Source organism: Thermoactinomyces sp. DSM 45891 (genome assembly GCF_900119485.1).
Lineage (GTDB): Bacteria > Bacillota > Bacilli > Thermoactinomycetales > Thermoactinomycetaceae > Baia.
In genome coordinates this window covers 1-17,605 of the sequence record NZ_FPJZ01000020.1, presented here as the reverse complement: position 1 = coordinate 17,605, position 17,605 = coordinate 1, and the positions used below count along the sequence as shown (strand labels likewise).

The 17,605-nt window shown below is 40.9% G+C and carries 19 protein-coding genes and 1 pseudogene; 14 read left to right on the top strand and 6 right to left on the bottom strand.

All coding sequences use genetic code 11. The annotated features are described in order from the left end of the window. The first annotated feature begins 87 nt into the window (after window positions 1-87). Window positions 88-489: a hypothetical protein gene (locus tag BT147_RS12970; RefSeq protein WP_072336168.1), complete on the top strand. Its 402-nt coding sequence runs from the start codon at window positions 88-90 to the stop codon at window positions 487-489. 71 nt (window positions 490-560) lie between these two features. On the opposite strand, the gene BT147_RS12965 is transcribed toward BT147_RS12970, so the two are convergent. After that, complete coding sequence (locus tag BT147_RS12965; protein WP_072336165.1) at window positions 561-1,463, bottom strand: DNA-3-methyladenine glycosylase family protein; 903 nt, start codon at window positions 1,461-1,463, stop codon at window positions 561-563. Window positions 1,464-1,562: 99 nt separating this feature from the next. Between BT147_RS12965 and BT147_RS12960 the strand changes: the two genes are divergently transcribed. Beyond that, the gene (locus BT147_RS12960; RefSeq protein ID WP_083426564.1) at window positions 1,563-1,820 is read left to right on the top strand and encodes a lasso peptide biosynthesis B2 protein; all 258 of its coding nucleotides are present in this window, start codon (window positions 1,563-1,565) and stop codon (window positions 1,818-1,820) included. A gap of 215 nt (window positions 1,821-2,035) precedes the next feature. Beyond that, window positions 2,036-2,389, top strand: coding sequence for a hypothetical protein (locus BT147_RS12950; RefSeq protein ID WP_072336156.1), 354 nt, complete (start codon window positions 2,036-2,038; stop codon window positions 2,387-2,389). Window positions 2,390-2,502: 113 nt separating this feature from the next. Here BT147_RS12950 and BT147_RS12945 read toward each other — a convergent pair whose 3' ends face one another. Together BT147_RS12945 and BT147_RS12940 are read right to left on the bottom strand one after the other, a co-directional pair. After that, the gene (locus BT147_RS12945) at window positions 2,503-4,074 is read right to left on the bottom strand and encodes a M56 family metallopeptidase (RefSeq protein ID WP_286119494.1); all 1,572 of its coding nucleotides are present in this window, start codon (window positions 4,072-4,074) and stop codon (window positions 2,503-2,505) included. Window positions 4,075-4,116: 42 nt separating this feature from the next. Then, window positions 4,117-4,497, bottom strand: a complete 381-nt coding sequence (locus BT147_RS12940) for a BlaI/MecI/CopY family transcriptional regulator (protein ID WP_072336150.1) — start codon at window positions 4,495-4,497, stop codon at window positions 4,117-4,119. Window positions 4,498-4,698: 201 nt separating this feature from the next. Here BT147_RS12940 and BT147_RS12935 point away from each other — a divergent pair, with 201 nt between their 5' ends. Then, window positions 4,699-5,616, top strand: coding sequence for a glycosyltransferase family 2 protein (locus tag BT147_RS12935; RefSeq protein ID WP_072336148.1), 918 nt, complete (start codon window positions 4,699-4,701; stop codon window positions 5,614-5,616). Between the two features lie 160 nt (window positions 5,617-5,776). On the opposite strand, the pseudogene BT147_RS12930 reads toward BT147_RS12935, so the two are convergent. Continuing rightward, window positions 5,777-6,559: pseudogene (locus tag BT147_RS12930) on the bottom strand (TylF/MycF family methyltransferase); the annotation flags it as partial. Window positions 6,560-6,717: 158 nt separating this feature from the next. On the opposite strand from BT147_RS12930, the gene BT147_RS12925 reads away from it, so the two are divergent. Beyond that, window positions 6,718-7,644, top strand: coding sequence for a glycosyltransferase family 2 protein (locus BT147_RS12925; protein ID WP_072336142.1), 927 nt, complete (start codon window positions 6,718-6,720; stop codon window positions 7,642-7,644). A gap of 63 nt (window positions 7,645-7,707) precedes the next feature. On the opposite strand, the gene BT147_RS12920 is transcribed toward BT147_RS12925, so the two are convergent. Both BT147_RS12920 and BT147_RS12915 read right to left on the bottom strand, forming a co-directional pair. Then, on the bottom strand, window positions 7,708-8,649 hold the full coding sequence (locus BT147_RS12920) for a L,D-transpeptidase family protein (protein WP_072336139.1): 942 nt from the start codon (window positions 8,647-8,649) through the stop codon (window positions 7,708-7,710). 171 nt (window positions 8,650-8,820) lie between these two features. After that, the gene (locus BT147_RS12915) at window positions 8,821-9,741 is read right to left on the bottom strand and encodes a L,D-transpeptidase family protein (protein WP_072336136.1); all 921 of its coding nucleotides are present in this window, start codon (window positions 9,739-9,741) and stop codon (window positions 8,821-8,823) included. A gap of 177 nt (window positions 9,742-9,918) precedes the next feature. On the opposite strand from BT147_RS12915, the gene BT147_RS12910 reads away from it, so the two are divergent. From BT147_RS12910 to BT147_RS12870, 9 genes are all read left to right on the top strand, one after another. Continuing rightward, complete coding sequence (locus tag BT147_RS12910; RefSeq protein WP_072336132.1) at window positions 9,919-11,064, top strand: HAD family hydrolase; 1,146 nt, start codon at window positions 9,919-9,921, stop codon at window positions 11,062-11,064. Between the two features lie 91 nt (window positions 11,065-11,155). Further along, window positions 11,156-11,770 carry a superoxide dismutase gene (locus BT147_RS12905; protein WP_072336128.1) on the top strand — a complete coding sequence of 205 codons (615 nt, stop codon included), beginning with the start codon at window positions 11,156-11,158 and terminating at the stop codon, window positions 11,768-11,770. Between the two features lie 178 nt (window positions 11,771-11,948). Continuing rightward, window positions 11,949-12,578, top strand: coding sequence for a cell wall hydrolase (locus BT147_RS12900; RefSeq protein ID WP_072336125.1), 630 nt, complete (start codon window positions 11,949-11,951; stop codon window positions 12,576-12,578). Between the two features lie 105 nt (window positions 12,579-12,683). Further along, the gene (locus BT147_RS12895) at window positions 12,684-12,962 is read left to right on the top strand and encodes a small, acid-soluble spore protein, alpha/beta type (RefSeq protein WP_072336122.1); all 279 of its coding nucleotides are present in this window, start codon (window positions 12,684-12,686) and stop codon (window positions 12,960-12,962) included. 83 nt (window positions 12,963-13,045) lie between these two features. After that, window positions 13,046-14,170, top strand: coding sequence for an MGDG synthase family glycosyltransferase (locus BT147_RS12890; protein WP_072336119.1), 1,125 nt, complete (start codon window positions 13,046-13,048; stop codon window positions 14,168-14,170). Window positions 14,171-14,212: 42 nt separating this feature from the next. Beyond that, window positions 14,213-15,226, top strand: coding sequence for a fumarylacetoacetate hydrolase family protein (locus tag BT147_RS12885; protein WP_286119490.1), 1,014 nt, complete (start codon window positions 14,213-14,215; stop codon window positions 15,224-15,226). Window positions 15,227-15,317: 91 nt separating this feature from the next. Beyond that, entirely contained in the window at window positions 15,318-16,709 is a 1,392-nt protein-coding gene (rlmD, locus tag BT147_RS12880; protein ID WP_072336113.1) for a 23S rRNA (uracil(1939)-C(5))-methyltransferase RlmD, read from the top strand. 327 nt (window positions 16,710-17,036) lie between these two features. Further along, entirely contained in the window at window positions 17,037-17,300 is a 264-nt protein-coding gene (locus BT147_RS12875) for a nucleoside/nucleotide kinase family protein (protein ID WP_072336110.1), read from the top strand. Between the two features lie 17 nt (window positions 17,301-17,317). Next, window positions 17,318-17,605 (top strand): helix-turn-helix domain-containing protein (locus BT147_RS12870; protein ID WP_143187890.1); only part of this gene is annotated, 288 nt, incomplete at its 3' end.

The window sequence follows — 17,605 nt, the reverse complement described above, 5'->3', positions numbered from 1 at the left end:
TTATGCAACTTTGCGAACTGTTTTAAGTAAATATGATTCGTTATATTGAGTAGAGGTTTCACCATATATTAAGAGGGAGTGATTTAGTTGAAAAAGAAACTTTTACTATTGGCAATGGGATGTTGTACGGTAATAGGCATGGCAATGGGCGGACAAGCATTTGCTAGTGAGGAGCCGGCTCCTTATGAACCGATTCTATATACAGGGAAAGATCATACTTGTACACGAGCTGATATCCAGTTTAATGCAACGATCAAAAAAGAAGTGGCTGATAAAGGTGGGGTTGTCTCTCTAATGGCTCCGTCCCTTTCTTCGAAGCCTCATGAAAGTCTGCCAACGAAACTATTTTATGGTACGCATATGTTTGCAGGTGCTGTTAAGGGTGAAATGGTAAACGGATCAGATAAATGGTATGTGGTTCACAATTGGTGGGCAGATACCTATATGCATTCTTCTAACTTTGAAGACAAGATTGAGTGTAATGAGTAGACTATTTGCATGATGTAAGAGCTATCCACGAGTAGAATGTTACTTGTAGATAGCTTTTTTAGGAGATTCTGCTACTTCTTTGGGTGCTTGTTCTGCTGAGTTACGAAATCCCAGAGATAAAAGGTAACATAGCTTGCATATGGGTTCCAATCCCTAGCTAGTATTCTCACGTCGGCTTCATTAGGCCGTGTTTTCAGGTTGTATACCATTTGAAGTGCATTGCGAAGCCCGATATCAGCGCCTGGCAATAAGTTAGATCGACCGTATCCGAAGATAAGGAGGCACTCTGCAGTCCATCTCCCGATTCCTCGAAATGATAATAAGTAGTCCATCACTTCTTCATTCGATTTTTTATGGAGTAATGATAAATCCATTTTTCCTTCTACTATAGATCGAGACAGATCGATAATATACTCTGCTTTTCGTAGAGTCATTTGCAAATTAGTAAGATCTTGATAATGTAAACCTGCTATCTGATCCGCTGTTGGAAATACAGGGAACCACTTATCCATATATAAAATCTTTTCACCAAATTGATCAATGAACCGATTAATCAGAGTACCTGCGAATGCAAGGTTGAGTTGCTGAGAGATAATGGTTCGAATGAGGCATTCATATAGATCGGGATCACGAACAATATGTAACCCGATGCGTTCCTTCACAATGGTAGAAAGCACGGGATGTTTGGACATCTCAATGTAAAAGTCAGATAGGTCTACATTCGTAGCCCAACGATATGTCATCCATTTCTCTAGCTCCACTTTCTCAGCCGAACTTAAATCATCATGAGATTCTATAAGCAAATGTTTACCTTGGTTATAACAGACGCCTGTCACAATTGCCCTAGAAGAAAGACGAAGGGCTCGCCATAGTTTTCCATCATGTTCTATTTCGGTTGTTTTTTCAAATGTCTTTACTCGATGTGCTGTTTTTTCAAAGGAGTAGTCCTTCGGTAATGGTATGGAGATATTCAAGTTAATGCAGTCCCCCCGTTTTGTTTGGATGGATTTCAATTTAGAGCATGGTATAGTAATAATAGACTATAGCTATAGATAAAAGGGTGATTATCATCTATAACAGAAGAAGAAGCACTACAATTTTGGCACGCTATTCAGAAAGTAAAGCCCTTTTTCTTTGTGCGAGTTGCTTGTCTAGAAGAATCGTTAGCATTTGTGTTACTAGCATTCATGAATGGGAAAGCAATTGATTGGTGTATAGGAGTGAAGCTAGCTCCTTTTTCGTCTCATGCATGGGTATGGGTAGAAGTGAATGGTGTACCGTTTCAAGAATCGGAGGAACTCAATCGATATCAGAGGATTTTGGTTGTTTAGATCCTTACAGAAAGAGGCTCGGTTTTTTTATATTGTAGATATTGTCAACTATGTGATATGGTTTCAGCAGAGGATTTTTTCGAAGTGGATGCATCATGGAAAAAGAGAACGAAAAACAGAAACACAACACGTGATACTGTTTTATATAAGAAATGAATGTCTTATCCGCCAAAAGAGCTTATGAAGATTTGTTAGTAAAAAGGAGGGATACATGTATGGATAAATCCCAAGATGTCTTAGAAAAAATTCTTTCGAGATTGGATAGTATGGATTCTCGTTTTGATAATATGGAAGTAAAAGTAACGGAAGGCCTAGACAAGATGGGCGCGCGTTTGGACAAGATGGACACCCGTTTTGATAGCCTTGAGTCTAAGGTGGATGAAATCAAACAGGACCTGAACTCTGTAAGAGAACAGGTAATCAAAAACAGCGAGGGTATTGCTGATTTAAACGTAAAAGTCGATGAGGTTAAAGAGGATATCGCATCTTTCCAAGAAAACATGGAGTTTCTTAACGATCAGCAAGTGGAAATGAAGAAAGATGTATGGAAACTCAAGAGAAGAGCATGACAGTGAGCGATCCTGCCCGGATAGGGGAGGATTTTTTTATAAAAAACAGTAGACCCGCCCATAAGGTCTACTGTCAGATTGCTAGTCATCGCTGACTAACGGCAACTCTTCAATTACTCACTAATTTTAAAGTAGGGACCAAACGCTGTCTGATCATGACCATACACAGACTTAACAATCTTATCAGCAGGTAATTTTGTAGGGAACTTAACATACTTAAATTTGCCTGTGCTTTTTAGTGATACTTGTTTTCCATCAACTTTCCCTTTAAAGGTAACAACGTAATTGTAGCTAGTACCTTGCTTTAATACTTTAGTAGCATCAAAACCCGCATTGAAATAGTTAATTGGGTCCCCCTTCTCAGTTCGATCAACTTCGAATGCGCCCGACCCGTCAATTGGATGCGAATTCCCGACCTCTAGTAGATCTAATTCCCATTTTCCATCCATGGTTTTTGGGTCTACGCCACTAATTTTTGTGGGAAACTCAATTGTATCAAACGTGTTGTATATAGATCCAAGAACGGTTGTCTCCAACTTCAACTCTTGCTTTTTCTCACTTTGGGTACTTTGCTTTCCTTCTTTGGCTTGAGCGTCATTACTGCTGATATTCGTGAATACTCCTACAGATAGAGCGGCAACGGCGGCGATTCCTAAGATTGACAAACGGTATGCTTTTTTGTTAAATTTTTTAATCATGATGATTCTCCTTTTTAGGTGTGATTTTTTTCCCACAAGTCGCGCTGAGATGGAGAGCGAGAGGGAATGAGGTTTTATTTCATTCTCGAGTAGTCGGATGATGGTGTGTCCGTAGCTTTCTTTTTGTTCTGATCCAACAAAAGTGAGAGCTAGTGCATCACAGGCGATTTCCTGATCTTCACGCATACGGTAATATGCGTACCAGAGAATCGGATTAAACCAGTGCAAGATGAGGAACACGTTCATCAGACTATTTACTCCCACGTCTCTACGTTTGATGTGAGATAATTCATGATAGAAAATATATCGTAATTCATCGTCATCCAGATCACGGATATGTGTATCGGATAGGATGATGCGAGGACGATAAAAACCGAAGACAGCTGGACCCGGAATTTTATTTGAGTGAACTAAGGGGATGTGTTGATTCATCATCGACATGTCCCTTTTGCATTGCTCAAATACTTGAACGACTCGTTCATCCGTGATAAGCGGTTGTTTTTTTAGATTGGATTTAATGCGTTTGTGAATAAACATAAGTAAAACACTTAGACAGACGACACCAGAAAGCCAGACGTATAATAAAGAGATATCGCTAGGAACACTTGGGATATAATGTGAAATACTGTATGGGTTTTGCTGTTGCTCCCCTACCACTGGGAACACAGCATTCTTTTCGGAAATAAGGTTTGCTTTCTCAGATGACGAGACATCTGTTGTTGCGGTTTCTTGGTTTGAAACGGCATCATCAAATAGGGACGAAACGTCATGAATCGAGGGAAGAAAGTTGTAAATGCTGTACGAACTCTCTGGTGCCCATGGGAGAAGCAATCGTACCATGACGACGGTCCATAACAGATACTGCCACCGTATTGTTAACTTGTCTCGTAATAGCCCCTTCATCAATAGCACGAGGACAACTAAGACACTCGCCATGATCGATGCGTCTAATACCCAACTAAAAAAGTACTGGAGATAGATGTACATAGTGTTCACAATGTTTTTTCCCTTCTTTCATTACTGCCGATGCTACTTGTCAGCCTTATCATCGAGAATCTGTTTTAGTTCGTTAATCTCTTCCGTGGATAGTTTTTCTTTTTGTAGAAAGTTTACTAGAAACGGTTTCAGTGCTCCACCAGAGACGCGTTTGAGGAACGAGGTTGTTTCTTCTTGGACACATTCAGCTTGCGAAACCAACGGATAGTACGCATAGGAACTGCCATTTTCCTGATGGTACGAAATCGCTTCTTTTAGAACCAATCGATTGATTAGCGTTCGAATGGTTTTCGGTTTCCAGTCGGTATGTACCGCAAGTGTTTCGATCACTTCATTGGCTGTCAGTGGTGACTTCGACCAAAGAACTTTCATGACTTCCCACTCGGATTGAGATATCTTCGGTAACTCTCCCATTTGTTTTTTCTCCTTTCTGAGATTACTGTTGTAATCCTTATTTATTATATTACATTAGTAATCCGGTTTGGTCAACTAAAATATTAAAAAAGACGATAATTTTTTTGTGTAATGACGAAATCAACTAGATAGGGGAACGGATTATCAAAAAAAGAATAAGATAGATAGTATGAATTAGAATGATGAAGAGAGGGTATTTGTATGGATCAGTGGAAAATAAGCCTTCCAAAGGTGAGTATCTTAATCCCTACTTACAATCGTCCTCATTATTTGAAGTTGGCCTTAGATAGCGCATTAGCCCAAACGTATCCGAATATCGAAATCATTATAGGTGATGATAGTACAAATGACGAGACAAGGGAGATGTTACAACCTTATTTAAAGAAGTATCCATTCATCAAGTATCTGAAAAGAACAGCTAGCCTGCCTTATGATAATATGGCAGAATGCTTTCAATTAGCGTCTGGAGAGTTTATTAATTTTTTGATGGATGATGATATTTTTTATCCAGAGAAGATAGCGAAAATGATGGACTATTTCTTCGAATACTCAAATGTTTCATTAGTTACATCATACAGAGATTTAATCGATGAAAATGGAAATATCATTCATATACCAGGTTTTCATAAACATGTCGCTGCTCAGAATACAGTGTTTAACGGGAAGGAATTAGGAACCATTTTCATGAGGAATGGAGTTAATTTTATCGGTGAACCGACCACTCCGTTGTTTAGAAAAAGGGATCTTCCTGAAGGATGGGCGAATTATCAAGGGATTCAGTATGTGGCCCTTGTAGATATGGCTAGCTGGCTTACTTTACTTACTAAAGGGGATTTTGTATATATCGTTGAACCATTAAGTTGTTTTCGAATCCACTCGGGTCAAGGTAATCATAGTCTACAGTGGCAGCAGGCAGCCTACTATGAATTTGGAACGTTGATTCATGATAGTGATTTTCTTGACGAGCATCGGGCTGAACGAGCGGCTTTAATCGAGTCGTATATCCAAAAACATGGAGAGCAGTTTGTGTATGGCATATCTGAATGTACCAATCCGTATATTGCAGAAGGGATGCGTTCGAGGTATCTAGAAATATTTAATACGAATTCAAGAAAATAAGAAAATCGCCTATTGTAAAGGGCGGCGATATTAAGCCGTTTGACAATAGGCGATTTCTTTTTGCTTTATTTTAATTATAGAAACCGCTAGGGAAACCAGTAGGAGGTTGCTGTTGTTGCTGTTGCTGTTGATTAGGACTTGCTGTGGAGCGCTCTTTTGTTTTCCTCCAATAAGAACCAGATCCATCAATATCGACCAGAGTGTCTGTTATGCCGAATTGATTTCGGAAATCATGTACTGCTTCCTGACAGAAGGGCAAGAAGTAATCATCAATAATCACATATCCACCTAAAGAGACTTTATCATAGAGATTGCTTAAGGCATCCCAAGTCGAGGCATACATATCTCCATCTAGTCTAGCAATCGCAATTTTTTGGATCGGAGCGGCGGGCAAGGTGTCTTTAAACCAACCTTTTAAGAAGGCAACTTGATTGTCTAGTAGGTCGTATTTTCTAAAATTCTCAAGTACTTCTTCCAATGAAACTTTTAAAAAGTTCATCGTATGGAAAGCAACGCTTAAGGAGTGTTGATCAGCAGGATAGTTTGGATCAGCCATTGGTAATCCTTCGAATGAATCAGCGGCCCAAACGGTTCTGTCTGTAATTTGATGGGCTTTTAAAAATCCTCTCATAAAGATACATGAGCCGCCTCTCCAAACTCCCGTTTCAATGAAATCACCTGGAATGCCTTCTTTTATTACAGAATCCATACATTGATGTAAGTTATTCATACGTTCTCGGCCAATCATACTGTGTGCAATGGAGGGCCAGTCTAACCCTTTTTGTCGTTTTTCTTTTGTAGGGTCAAATACGATGTTATCTGGGTTATGAAAATTTCTTTCTACTTCCAGCCAAATTTCAAATAGAATTGTCTTTTTTAATAACTCGAGATATAGTTCTGCATTTGAATCTGTATTTGACTGATCTTTATGCGTGAATATCATGTTACAAGCCCCTCTCCCTTAAGTCACATACCACATAATATGGAGGAAAGCTGTGGATTATGACCCTTAACATGGGTTCAAGACATAAGAGAAAAGAACCATCTATATACATGAATAGGAGAGGCTCGAGATATTGAACCCAAAGAGGGGGCATGGATATGGATTTATGGAAAGGTAGAAGTCTTCCGAAAGTAAGTATTTTAATACCGACCTATAATCGACCAGAGTATTTGAAACTAGCTTTAGATAGTGCTTTGGCTCAAACGTATTCGAATATCGAAATTATTATAGGCGATGATAGTACGAATAACGAAACAGAAAATATGTTGCGACCTTATTTAAAGCAATATGATTACATAAAGTACTTTAGAAGAGCTGCGAGTGTACCTTACGATAATATGACCCAGTGTTTTCGAGTTTCTTCTGGAGAGTTTGTTAATTTTCTAATGGATGATGATATTTTTCATGTTGAGAAGATACAAAAGATGATGGATTACTTTTTAAAGCATCCGAATGTTTCGCTAGTTACTTCCTATCGAGGGTTAATTGATGCAAATGGAAATGCATTGCCTGTAGAAGGATTTAGTCGACCAGTATTTTCTGAGGACACCCTTGTAACTGGTAAGGAATTTGGGTCCTTTTTCATGAAGCACCGGATCAATTTTGTCGGGGAGCCTACAACGGCCTTATTTCGGAAAAGTGCTCTGCCGCAAGGATGGGCTAACTATCAAGGGATTCGGTATTTTGCGCTTGTTGACATTGCTAGTTGGTTGACTCTATTTAATCATGGAGATGTTGTATATATCGCAGAACCATTAAGTTTTTTCAGGAGACACGCAGATCAGGGGAATAATCATGAAGCGTGGAAAGAAGGAACATATTATGAATGGGGTATTTTGATTCATGAGAATTCATTTATAGATCAAGCTGAGCGTGATTCTCAAATCAATGGATATATCCAAGAGCACGGGGAACAGCGTATATTAGGAATTTCGCAATGTACAAATCCATATCTATCAGAGGACGTGCGTGCAAAGTATGTAGAGATATTTGATCGAGATTTTATTCGGTCAAAACAACTTTGATGCTGAGATAAAAAAGATAAAAAAGCAAGGGCAGATTTGAACAAATGCCCTTGCTTTTTATGTTTATCCCTTTTTTGCTACACTCTTATGGACGTAGGCAGTCGCACCGGAGGATGTTTTGATTCGATACCATTCATTACTGACACCCGTGAGGGTCATTGCAGTGCCTTTTGATACTCGCTGAACGACGGAAGCGCTTAGAGAAGGATTGGATCTGATATTCACGACATTCTCTATTGCTACAATCTTGCCAGACGCATCAGTAAAGTCACTTGATGGTTTTTGGTCCTCCAGTTTTGTGGCAAAGGAGCTGTTGATGAAGCCAAATTTTCCTGACTGAAGACGCACTTGATACCAATCTTTTACGTATCCAGTGTTTTCTAGGACGAGACCGTTATTTACTTGTTCAATGGTAAAGGCTCCTGTAGAAGGGCCTGTTCGTATATTGACTTTATTTCCTTTTACTTTTAGTTGACCTGTGGAGGGTTGAACAGCATAGGAGGAATCTCCAAGCCATTTATTTGTTGATTTTCCGCTATGAATCCAAATCGGTGTCCCTTCTGGAATCAGTTGATAGAGTTCAAGTAGATTTTCTTCACCCATACGGACGCAGCCGCTGGAAGCATTTGAACCAATCGATGCAGGTTGATTCGTGCCGTGAACTCCGTAGATACGGCCTGAGTCACCTTTAACTGAAATGCCCATCCAACGCTTGCCAAGTGGGTTCTCAGGTACGCCACCCGGAATTCCTTTCCAGCCAGGAGCCACGATTTTGACTACCATGGTAAAAGTACCTTCAGGAGTAAGGTCTTTGGTTCTACCTGTTGCGACAGGGTACGTCTTCGTAACTCGCCCATCTTGATAAAGATAAAGCTTATTGGTCTTTTTATTAATCTCCACTTGATATTCATGCGTTGATGCTTGAGCAGTTGAGAACGGGATTAGACCTCCTAGTAAAACTGTACATGCTAGTGCGAATACGAGGAACCATTTGGTGTATTTCAATTCTGTAACCTCCTACATGATGAGAGCGATAAACCAAGCTTAAGATATTCACTGTACAATACGGAAAATCCTTTTTAGAGTGAGGAATGTAACATTTATGTGACATTTTGAAATGATGGATTAATCGGTTTATTTGGGAAAAGAGGCCTGGGCAAATAATCAATCGTTTGCTTACTTAGCTACCGTTTTATGAAGATAAGCCGTTTTCCCATTCGACAACTTTACTTGATGCCAATCACCCTTCATTCCTGTTTTCACAAAGGAAGTGCCCTTCTTTGCTTTCCCTACTATCGAACCTGACATAGACGGTGCTGAGCGAATATTAGCTACATCCACAAATACGGTTGCCTTCCCGCTGCTAGGAGGCGTGGGTATAGAGATTGTGCTATAGTTTTTATGAACAAACACCTTACGGCCGTTTGATAACTTCACGTGATACCAATCACCTGATTTTCCAATGAGGGGTAGGCTCACCTTGGCCTTTAGTGTCGTAACGATGAATGATCCTGTAGAAGGACCTGTACGAGCATTTACCGTTGTGGTTGTTTTTAGTGTCCCAGAGGCTGTTTTTAACCCAACGGATGTATTGCCTCGCCAGATTTTATTGCTTTTCCCACTGTGAATCCATATCGGGGTTCCTTCATAGACACGACTATACAAATCCATGACATCACTATTTTTCATGCGTACACAGCCACTTGAGGCGTGAGTGCCGATTGATTTTGGATTATTCGTTCCGTGGATTCCATACGTACGGCCATTATCACCATTTACACTGATTCCGTTCCAGCGTTCACCTAGAGGGTTGTTCGGAACCCCACCCGGAATCCCTTTCCAACCAGGCTTCACAATCTTGACTGCTAGAGGAAATGTTCCTTCAGGGGTAAGTGCTTTTGTCTTTCCTGTGGCGACTCGATATGTTTTGATAACGGTTTTCCCATTGTACAAATAGAGGTAGTTGGTTTTTTTGTTAATCTCAATTTTATAATCGGGAGCTGATGCGGCTTGGGCTTGAGTGGGCTGATATAGGCCGATGATGAGGGTGAAAATGAGAGCAAGCGTTACCCAAGAATACCAATGACGTTTTTTCATTCTGTTCCTCTCCTTATCTTTGCTATGACTTCATGATACTAGATTATTTAGAATAAATAAATAATTATAATTGAAAAACAAGGTGAAGTTATGAAGAATAACTTGTCTAGGTATATATGTTTCATTACAATGAAGCGACATAGTATTACAATATCAATCCATGGATAGGGTGTTTACATGATATATGATCTCGTTTTGTTTGATGTAGATGGAGTTTTCTTAAGTGAAGAGCGCTGTTTCGATACCTCTGCCTTAGCAGTATGGGAGCTACTTTATGGATCTCATTTTTTGGGACTAAGCGGGGAACATTTTACGGTAAACCCGATGGAAGAAGAGATTCGGCGGATTCGTAGAGAAGTTTTTTGTGATGATCAAGTGTTAACGTGGATGAAGGATCGCGGTATTAATGCGAATTGGGATATGGTATATCTCACTTTTACTGTGCAACTATGTTTGATGCTTAGGGATATAAAGAAAGTGGAGGAAGAGAAGGTAACTTTATGGCTACGTGAGGGAATCGATGAGAATGCTTTACGAGAATGTGGAAGTTTAATGAGACAACATCGTCTGTCTTTTCAACCTAATTTTAAGAATTTCCTTCATTTTTTTGAAGAAAATGAGGCTAAGTTAAATCGACAAGAGTTGTTGTGTTACTTTAACTCATTTTCAAAGCAAAGCTTAGATGTTGATACAAGGCAATTTTCTCGCAATAGTGATTTATGGAAGATCGGGCATTCTGTATTCCAAGAGTGGTACTTGGGGGAGGAGTTATCTACACAAGTACCGAGATTGAGAGGGAAGAAAGGATATGTATATCAAGAGATTGCTTTAGCAGAGCCGGAAAACATTCGTTATACGATAGAAAAGTTAAAGAAGCAAGGGATTGGGCTAGGGATTGGAACAGGTCGCCCAACAATTGAGACGGAGATTCCTTTAAAAGAACTGGGCCTGTACGATTACTTTGAAGAAGATCGCATTGTTAGTGCAACGGATGTTGTGGAGGCTGAACAAGAGTATCCACACTATGCCCCTCTTGGAAAGCCGGGTCCCTTTACTTATGTAAAAGGATACTTAACAAAGCAATCGACAGTAGAGGAGTGTGTACAGTTATCCCTTCCTCTCCCTCCGAATCAAGGGAAACGAATTCTAATAGTAGGGGACTCGGTTGCCGATTATTTAGCGGCTAGAAAAATGGGATGTGACTTTGCCGCTACGTTAACAGGACTTACCGGACAAGCTGCTCGAAGTAAGTTTGAGGAGCTTGCGGCAGATTACATTTTGAATGATGTAACTGAAATTCTGGATATATTCGACATTGACTAACGGAAATCATTTTAAGCATAATAGATATGGGCAGCTTGTATGTTGTTTCAACTGTTCAACTTGAGTGAGGCATAAAAGGAGGACTATTATTATGGCTAAACATGAACTTCCAGCTTTACCTTATGCTTTTAACGCTTTGGAACCACACTTTGACGCTCTAACCATGGAGATCCATCACGATCGTCACCATGCTACATATGTAAATAACTTAAATGCAGCATTAGAGAAGCATGAAGAACTTTCTTCAAAATCAGTTGAAGATTTGATTGCTTCATTGGATTCTCTACCAGAATCGATTCGTGCAGTCGTACGTAACAATGGTGGTGGCCATGCAAACCACACATTGTTCTGGGAAATCCTAAGTGCAAATGGTGGCGGGGAGCCAGTTGGCGATCTAGCAACCGCTATGAAAGAAACATTTGGTAGCTATGAAGAGTTTAAAAAACTCTTTGCAGATGCTGCTGTGAAACGTTTTGGTTCTGGTTGGGCTTGGTTGGCGTTAAAAGATGGTAAGTTATTTGTTACTAGCACAGCGAATCAAGATAGTCCGATCATGGAAGGTGCAACTCCTATTATTGGTTTAGATGTTTGGGAGCATGCTTACTACTTGAAATTCCAAAACAAACGCCCTGACTACATCGGTTCTTTCTGGAATGTAGTAAACTGGGATGAAGCAAACAAACGTTATCTTGCCGCTCGAGGTTAAGACTAAATCATCATAAAAAACGGTTTCCTATGAATGTAGGAGGCTGTTTTTTATTTTGTCAATGGAAATGGATTACAGGGAATGACTTCCTATTGTTCAGGTCTGGTTCGTCCCATATAATGAAACACGTGTTTCAAACAAAGACGCCGAATTTCATATTTGAAAGGAGGAACTACGAATGGATATCAAACGATTCGTTCGCAGATGGGGTCTGTTCAGTTTGGGGATGATGATTGCCCTAACCTGCACCACTGTTTTTGCCAAAAAAACATTTTCTAATGTTTTCCATATAGAGCCTGCTGTGCCTTCTACGATGTCAGCTCCTACTGATGTTTATCAAGCGATGAGCGCAACCATTGCGAAAGCAACACCAGAGAAGAAGACAGCTATGTCTGCGCATAAGAGTCAAGAGATGAGTAAAGATCGTAAAAATAAAAAAATAGATAATCAACCTAACTTAGAATTACTCGCCCGTGCTGTTTACAGTGAAGCTCGTGGTGAAGAGTTTCAAGGCCAGGTTGCTGTTGCATCTGTCATTATTAACCGTACAGAATCAGGGGCGTTTCCACGAAGTATCCGAGGGGTGATCTTTCAAAAGAATGCTTTTACGGCTGTTTCGGATGGACAGTTTTGGTTGAAGCCAGATGCAGAAGCTTATCAGGCGGCTAAATTAGCAATAAATGGATCTGACCCAACAGATGGAGCTTTGTATTATTATAATCCTAAGACAGCTACTTCCAAGTGGATGAAAAGTAAAGCGGAGAAAAGTAGTACGAAACGTATCGGTAACCATGTCTTTATGCAATAATAGCTATTTCTTTCGAGCCATTCCTTGTATGTGAAGGAATGGCTTTTTATGTACTCATGAAATTTCTCTATATGACACACAATAACGAAAAGGGAGGAATGTTTCATGGCACGCAAAAGAAAACGCTTGTTAGTAGGATCGGCTAGGTCTGAGGTGGATCGGCTCCAAACAGATGTGTTAAATCGCAAGTTAGGAACCGCATTTACCAGTAGAGAGGACCTCAAAGTGGAGATAGCGAGACAATTTGATATTCCTTATCAAAGCAAAGGATCGAATCGGTCGATGAGGGCGGAGGATGCTGGTAAGATGGGTGGAACGATGGGCGGGATTCTGGTAAAAGAGTTAGTGCGGATGTCGATGGAAACGCTTTCGAAGAACCGCTGACTTAAAAAATAAAGAAAAACAGCAGTTTTTTTAGTGGAAACTAGTATAATGGGGGTAGCATATTTAAGGGGGAGTCATCCAAAATGGAGCGAGTCTTACTGCTTACCATGGGCTTTGGTACAGGACATAACGCCGCGGCCAAAGCGTTGGAAGCGGAATTTAGTAAAGTACCAGGCGTGGAAGCGGAGACAGTTGACCTATTACAGTTGATTCCTAAGTCCCTTCATCCTTTGGTGCAATCAGGCTATCATGGGATGTTGGCAAAGGTTCCATTTTTTTATCATTATCTTTATGACTGGACTTATCAATCGAAAGTGATACGGCAATTATCTAGTGAAATTATTGAAAAATTGGGGCGCACAATTCGAAAAAAAGTCCTGTCCTTATTAAATGAATTTAATCCTACACGAATTGTGACTACACACCCATTCTCTCTTTTATTGCTACCACCAATATGGAGGGATATTCCCACAGTGGGTGTGGTTACCGATTATGAACTTCATCCTATGTGGGTTGTACAGGTGCCAGATGTTTTATGTGTGCCTAAAAAGTTGTTAGATGAGCAACAGATGGAGCAACTTACATGGAAATCAGGGTGTAAAGTAATAGAAACCGGAATTCCTATTCAGCCTCGTTACTATCAAACGATTCCTCGGGAACAAGCACGTGAGGAACTCGCTTTACCTGCTACGAAGCCAGTTGTACTAGTCATGGGTGGCGGAATGGGGCTTGGACCCATGGAGCAGATGGTGATGGAGATGAGCTCGATTTCTGATATTCAGTTTGTTGTGTTTACAGGTCGCAATGAAGCTTTATTAGAGAGACTTAGTAAACGCCTGTTTGCATCGCCAGTCCGTTTGTTGGGGTATTGTGATCAAGTGGATTTGTACATGTCGGCGGCGGATTTACTGGTGACGAAACCAGGTGGCATTACGATTACCGAAGCAATTGCTAAACGTTTACCTATGTTTTTATTTCAGGCTTTTCCGGGTCAAGAAGAAGCAAACCAAGCATATTTAGTGAAGCATCGTGTTGCCGTCATTACACGATTAGCTACGGTTTGTTTGCAATTAGACAAGCAATTTCTAGTAGGCTTTAACTCCCGTCAGTGTGTGGATCGTTTTGAAGGAATTATATCTTCAGATTCGGCATCAAAAATATTAGAAGCAACTTTTGCATTAACCCCTAATAAAATTTATATGCTGTAAGTGACGAAGTTTCTAGATATTAGAAAAGGGGAGGAAACTTCTTTGCAAATTGTAACCTACAAGATAAAGGCGGATGAATTAAATATCCAAACCCATGATGTAGCGAGTTCCCGCTTAGGCTTTATGCAAGATGATTGGGTTGTAGATGCGGTATTCGCTCAGCAATGGCTGATTCAGGAACAGCAGGAAGTGTTTCCACATTTGCTACCAACGGATTTACTAACCTTGTTAGAAAGAGGTAAGAATGAGTTTCGCATCTTAGAAAGTGTCGTAAACAAAGTGGCACAGTTTGATGTCTCTAAATGCAAAGTGGAGGGAGAAGGAATTGCTCTTGAATCAGATGAACTTCTGATATTACCTCCACTCCCAGTGCCAGTTAGCTTTCGTGATTTTTATGGTTTTGAGCAGCATGTGAGAACATGTCGTGAGAAGCGCGGGCTTAGCATGATTCCAGAATGGTATGAACTCCCTGTGTTTTATTTCTCGAATCATCGGGCCATGGTGGGAATGGATCATAAGGTTAAAAAACCAGGCTATACAACTTGCTTAGACTTTGAACTAGAGGTTGCCTGTGTAATTGGAAAGCGTGGCAAAAATATCGCGGTAGAGGATGCACGTGATCACATAGCTGGTTTGATGATTCTAAACGACTGGAGTGCTAGGGATATCCAGCGAAAAGAGATGGCTGTGGGCTTAGGCCCTTCTAAGGGAAAAGATTTTGCTACATCGACGGGGCCTTACTTTGTTCCACTTTCTGCACTAGAGGATCGACGAAAAGGAGACCATTGGGATCTGAAAATGGTTGCCCGAATTAACGGGAGGCAGGTATCAAAAGGGAATTTACGCGATTTAACTTGGACATTTTCTGAGATGGTTTCCCATGCTTCTCAAGATTGTGAGTTGGTTCCAGGGGAAGTATTTGGTTCTGGGACAGTAGGCACAGGTTGTTTATTAGAATTAGGTACAGAGGTACATCGCTATCTAGAACCAGGTGATATCATAGAGTTAGAAGTTGAGCGGTTAGGTATACTCTGTAATCGGATTAGTAGGGATTAGTATCATTACCTTCTCCATCCATAGGAGAGGGTTTTTATTTCTTAGAGAACGGGAGCGATAGATTATTCGAAAACAACAGCAACAACAGCAAATGAGAAAAGAGACACGGCAATCGAAGGAGAGCCGCTTAGAAGAAGGACAGGTTGTTACGATTCCGATTCGAAAATTAGGGATTAATGGTGAAGGAGTAGGACACGTTCAAAAGAAAGTGGTTTTTGTAGAGGGCGCGATACCGGGAGAAGAGGTCCAAGTTCGCATAGGTCAGGTTGAGGATCGGTTTGCCTATGGTGAGTTAATGAAAGTAATCAAGCGTAGCCCTTATCGTGTGGAGCCGGAGTGTCCTGTGTATGATCGATGTGGAGGATGTACGATTCAACATATTCATAAACGCTTCCAAGCTAGGCTGAAGCGGGAACAGATTGAAGAATCGTTTAGGCGCTATACTTCATTGACTGAATTACCGATAGAGCCAACGATTCGCATGCAGGACCCGTGGAAATACCGCAATAAAGCCCAACTTCCTGTAAAGCAAATAGGAAGAAAAGTAGCGATGGGATTGTATACAGCTGACTCGAATCATCTGGTAGATGCAAGTGAATGTAAAGTACATCATCCGAAGCTAAATGATATCTTAGAGCGTTGTCGAAAAGTAGTGGAGCGCCTGAGAATCCCTGTGGTTGACGGTGGCAAGCGGAGTAAAGGGATCAGGCATCTAGTTGCGCGGATAGGATTTCGCACGGATGAGGTTCAGCTCGTTATCGTATCGTCGATTCGTCAATTGGAGCAAGAGGAACAGCTAGTGGAAGGGATCCGTAAGCGGGCACCTGAGTTAGTCAGTATCGTGTACAACTGGAATCCAGAGGATACCTCGTTGGTATTTGGCGAAGAGACACGAGTGCTGTGGGGAGAAGAGAAGCTACAAGATCGTCTTGGTGATTATATGTTCAACCTATCTGCACGGGCCTTTTATCAATTAAATCCACAGCAGACAGAGGTTTTATACGACCAAGTAAAGAAAGTGGCTTCTTTGACAGGGACCGAAACGGTTATTGATGCCTACTGTGGAGTGGGAACGATCGGGATTTGGTTAGCTGCAGATGCGAAGAAAGTAATGGGGATTGAGAGCATTGAAGAAGCAGTGGCAGATGCAAAAGAGAACGCGGAGATCAATGAGGTCGATAATATCGAATTCTATTTTGGACAAGCTGAGGAATTGATTCCTTCGTGGGTAGAGCAGGGACTGACACCTGATGTGATCGTCGTTGATCCCCCGCGTGCAGGATTAGGGCAGGTTATGGTAGATACATTATGCGAAGTGAAGGTTCCACGGTTTATCTATGTGTCTTGTAACCCAGCTACACTCGCTAAAGATAGTGAGCAACTATTAAAAGCGGGTTACGAGTTAGAAAATATTATTCCGGTGGATCTTTTTCCGCAAACAGCTCATATTGAAGCGGTTTGTCGGTTTGTGTATAAGAAGTGATTGTGTTGATTAGTGTGAAGTAAGCCTGGGGCATATATCTGACCACAGCTCAAATAGTGGACCTGTGAGGATGTGAAAAGCAAGTCCGCTAGCAATGGCAAGTGGCGAAACCCGCAATGAGTGATCAGACACATTGTCCCTAGTCTGTACTTCCTTATCGTTAATCAACAGATCTTGGATGAGAAGATAGTTTGATGAAGAAGTGTTTTTGGAAAGAACAACGGAAGGGGAACAACATTGAAAACGACTTCAAGAGCATCCCATATTATAGACCGATGCCTCGAGAGATACCATTTAAACCAGCCCTTTTTATTAGGAGTCGATGGGTTGAGCGGATCAGGGAAAACAACCCTTACAGCCCAACTGGAAGATCTGTGTTTGCTGAGCAACATCCCTGTTACCATCATTCATATGGACGATCACATTGTACCGAGAAAACAGCGATATGATACCGATGAGGCACAGTGGTGTGAGTACTATTATCTGCAGTGGGATCGTATTCGATGGAGTAATCTACTACAAGAACTACGTAAGCCTGTAGACCAATTGAACTGCACCCCAATTGTTGGACATGAAATTAAAATCCAATAGTTGGAGGTGCTTTTTCTATGGCTAAATATTCATTAGAAATAAAATTGAAAGCTGTACAAGCCTATCTCGACGGCGTCGAGTCGTACAAAACCATTGCTCAACGGTATCAAGTAGGAGAAATGGATGTAGTGAAATGGGTGTCTCTATATCAAGAACATGGTTACCAAGCTTTACAGAAAAGATATACAAATCACTCTGTCGAGTTTAAAATGGACGTACTTAATTTTATAAACGAAACAGGAGCGTCCATTAGAAGAGCAGCCGCTGTTTTCAACATACCTTCTCCTCAAACCGTACGGACTTGG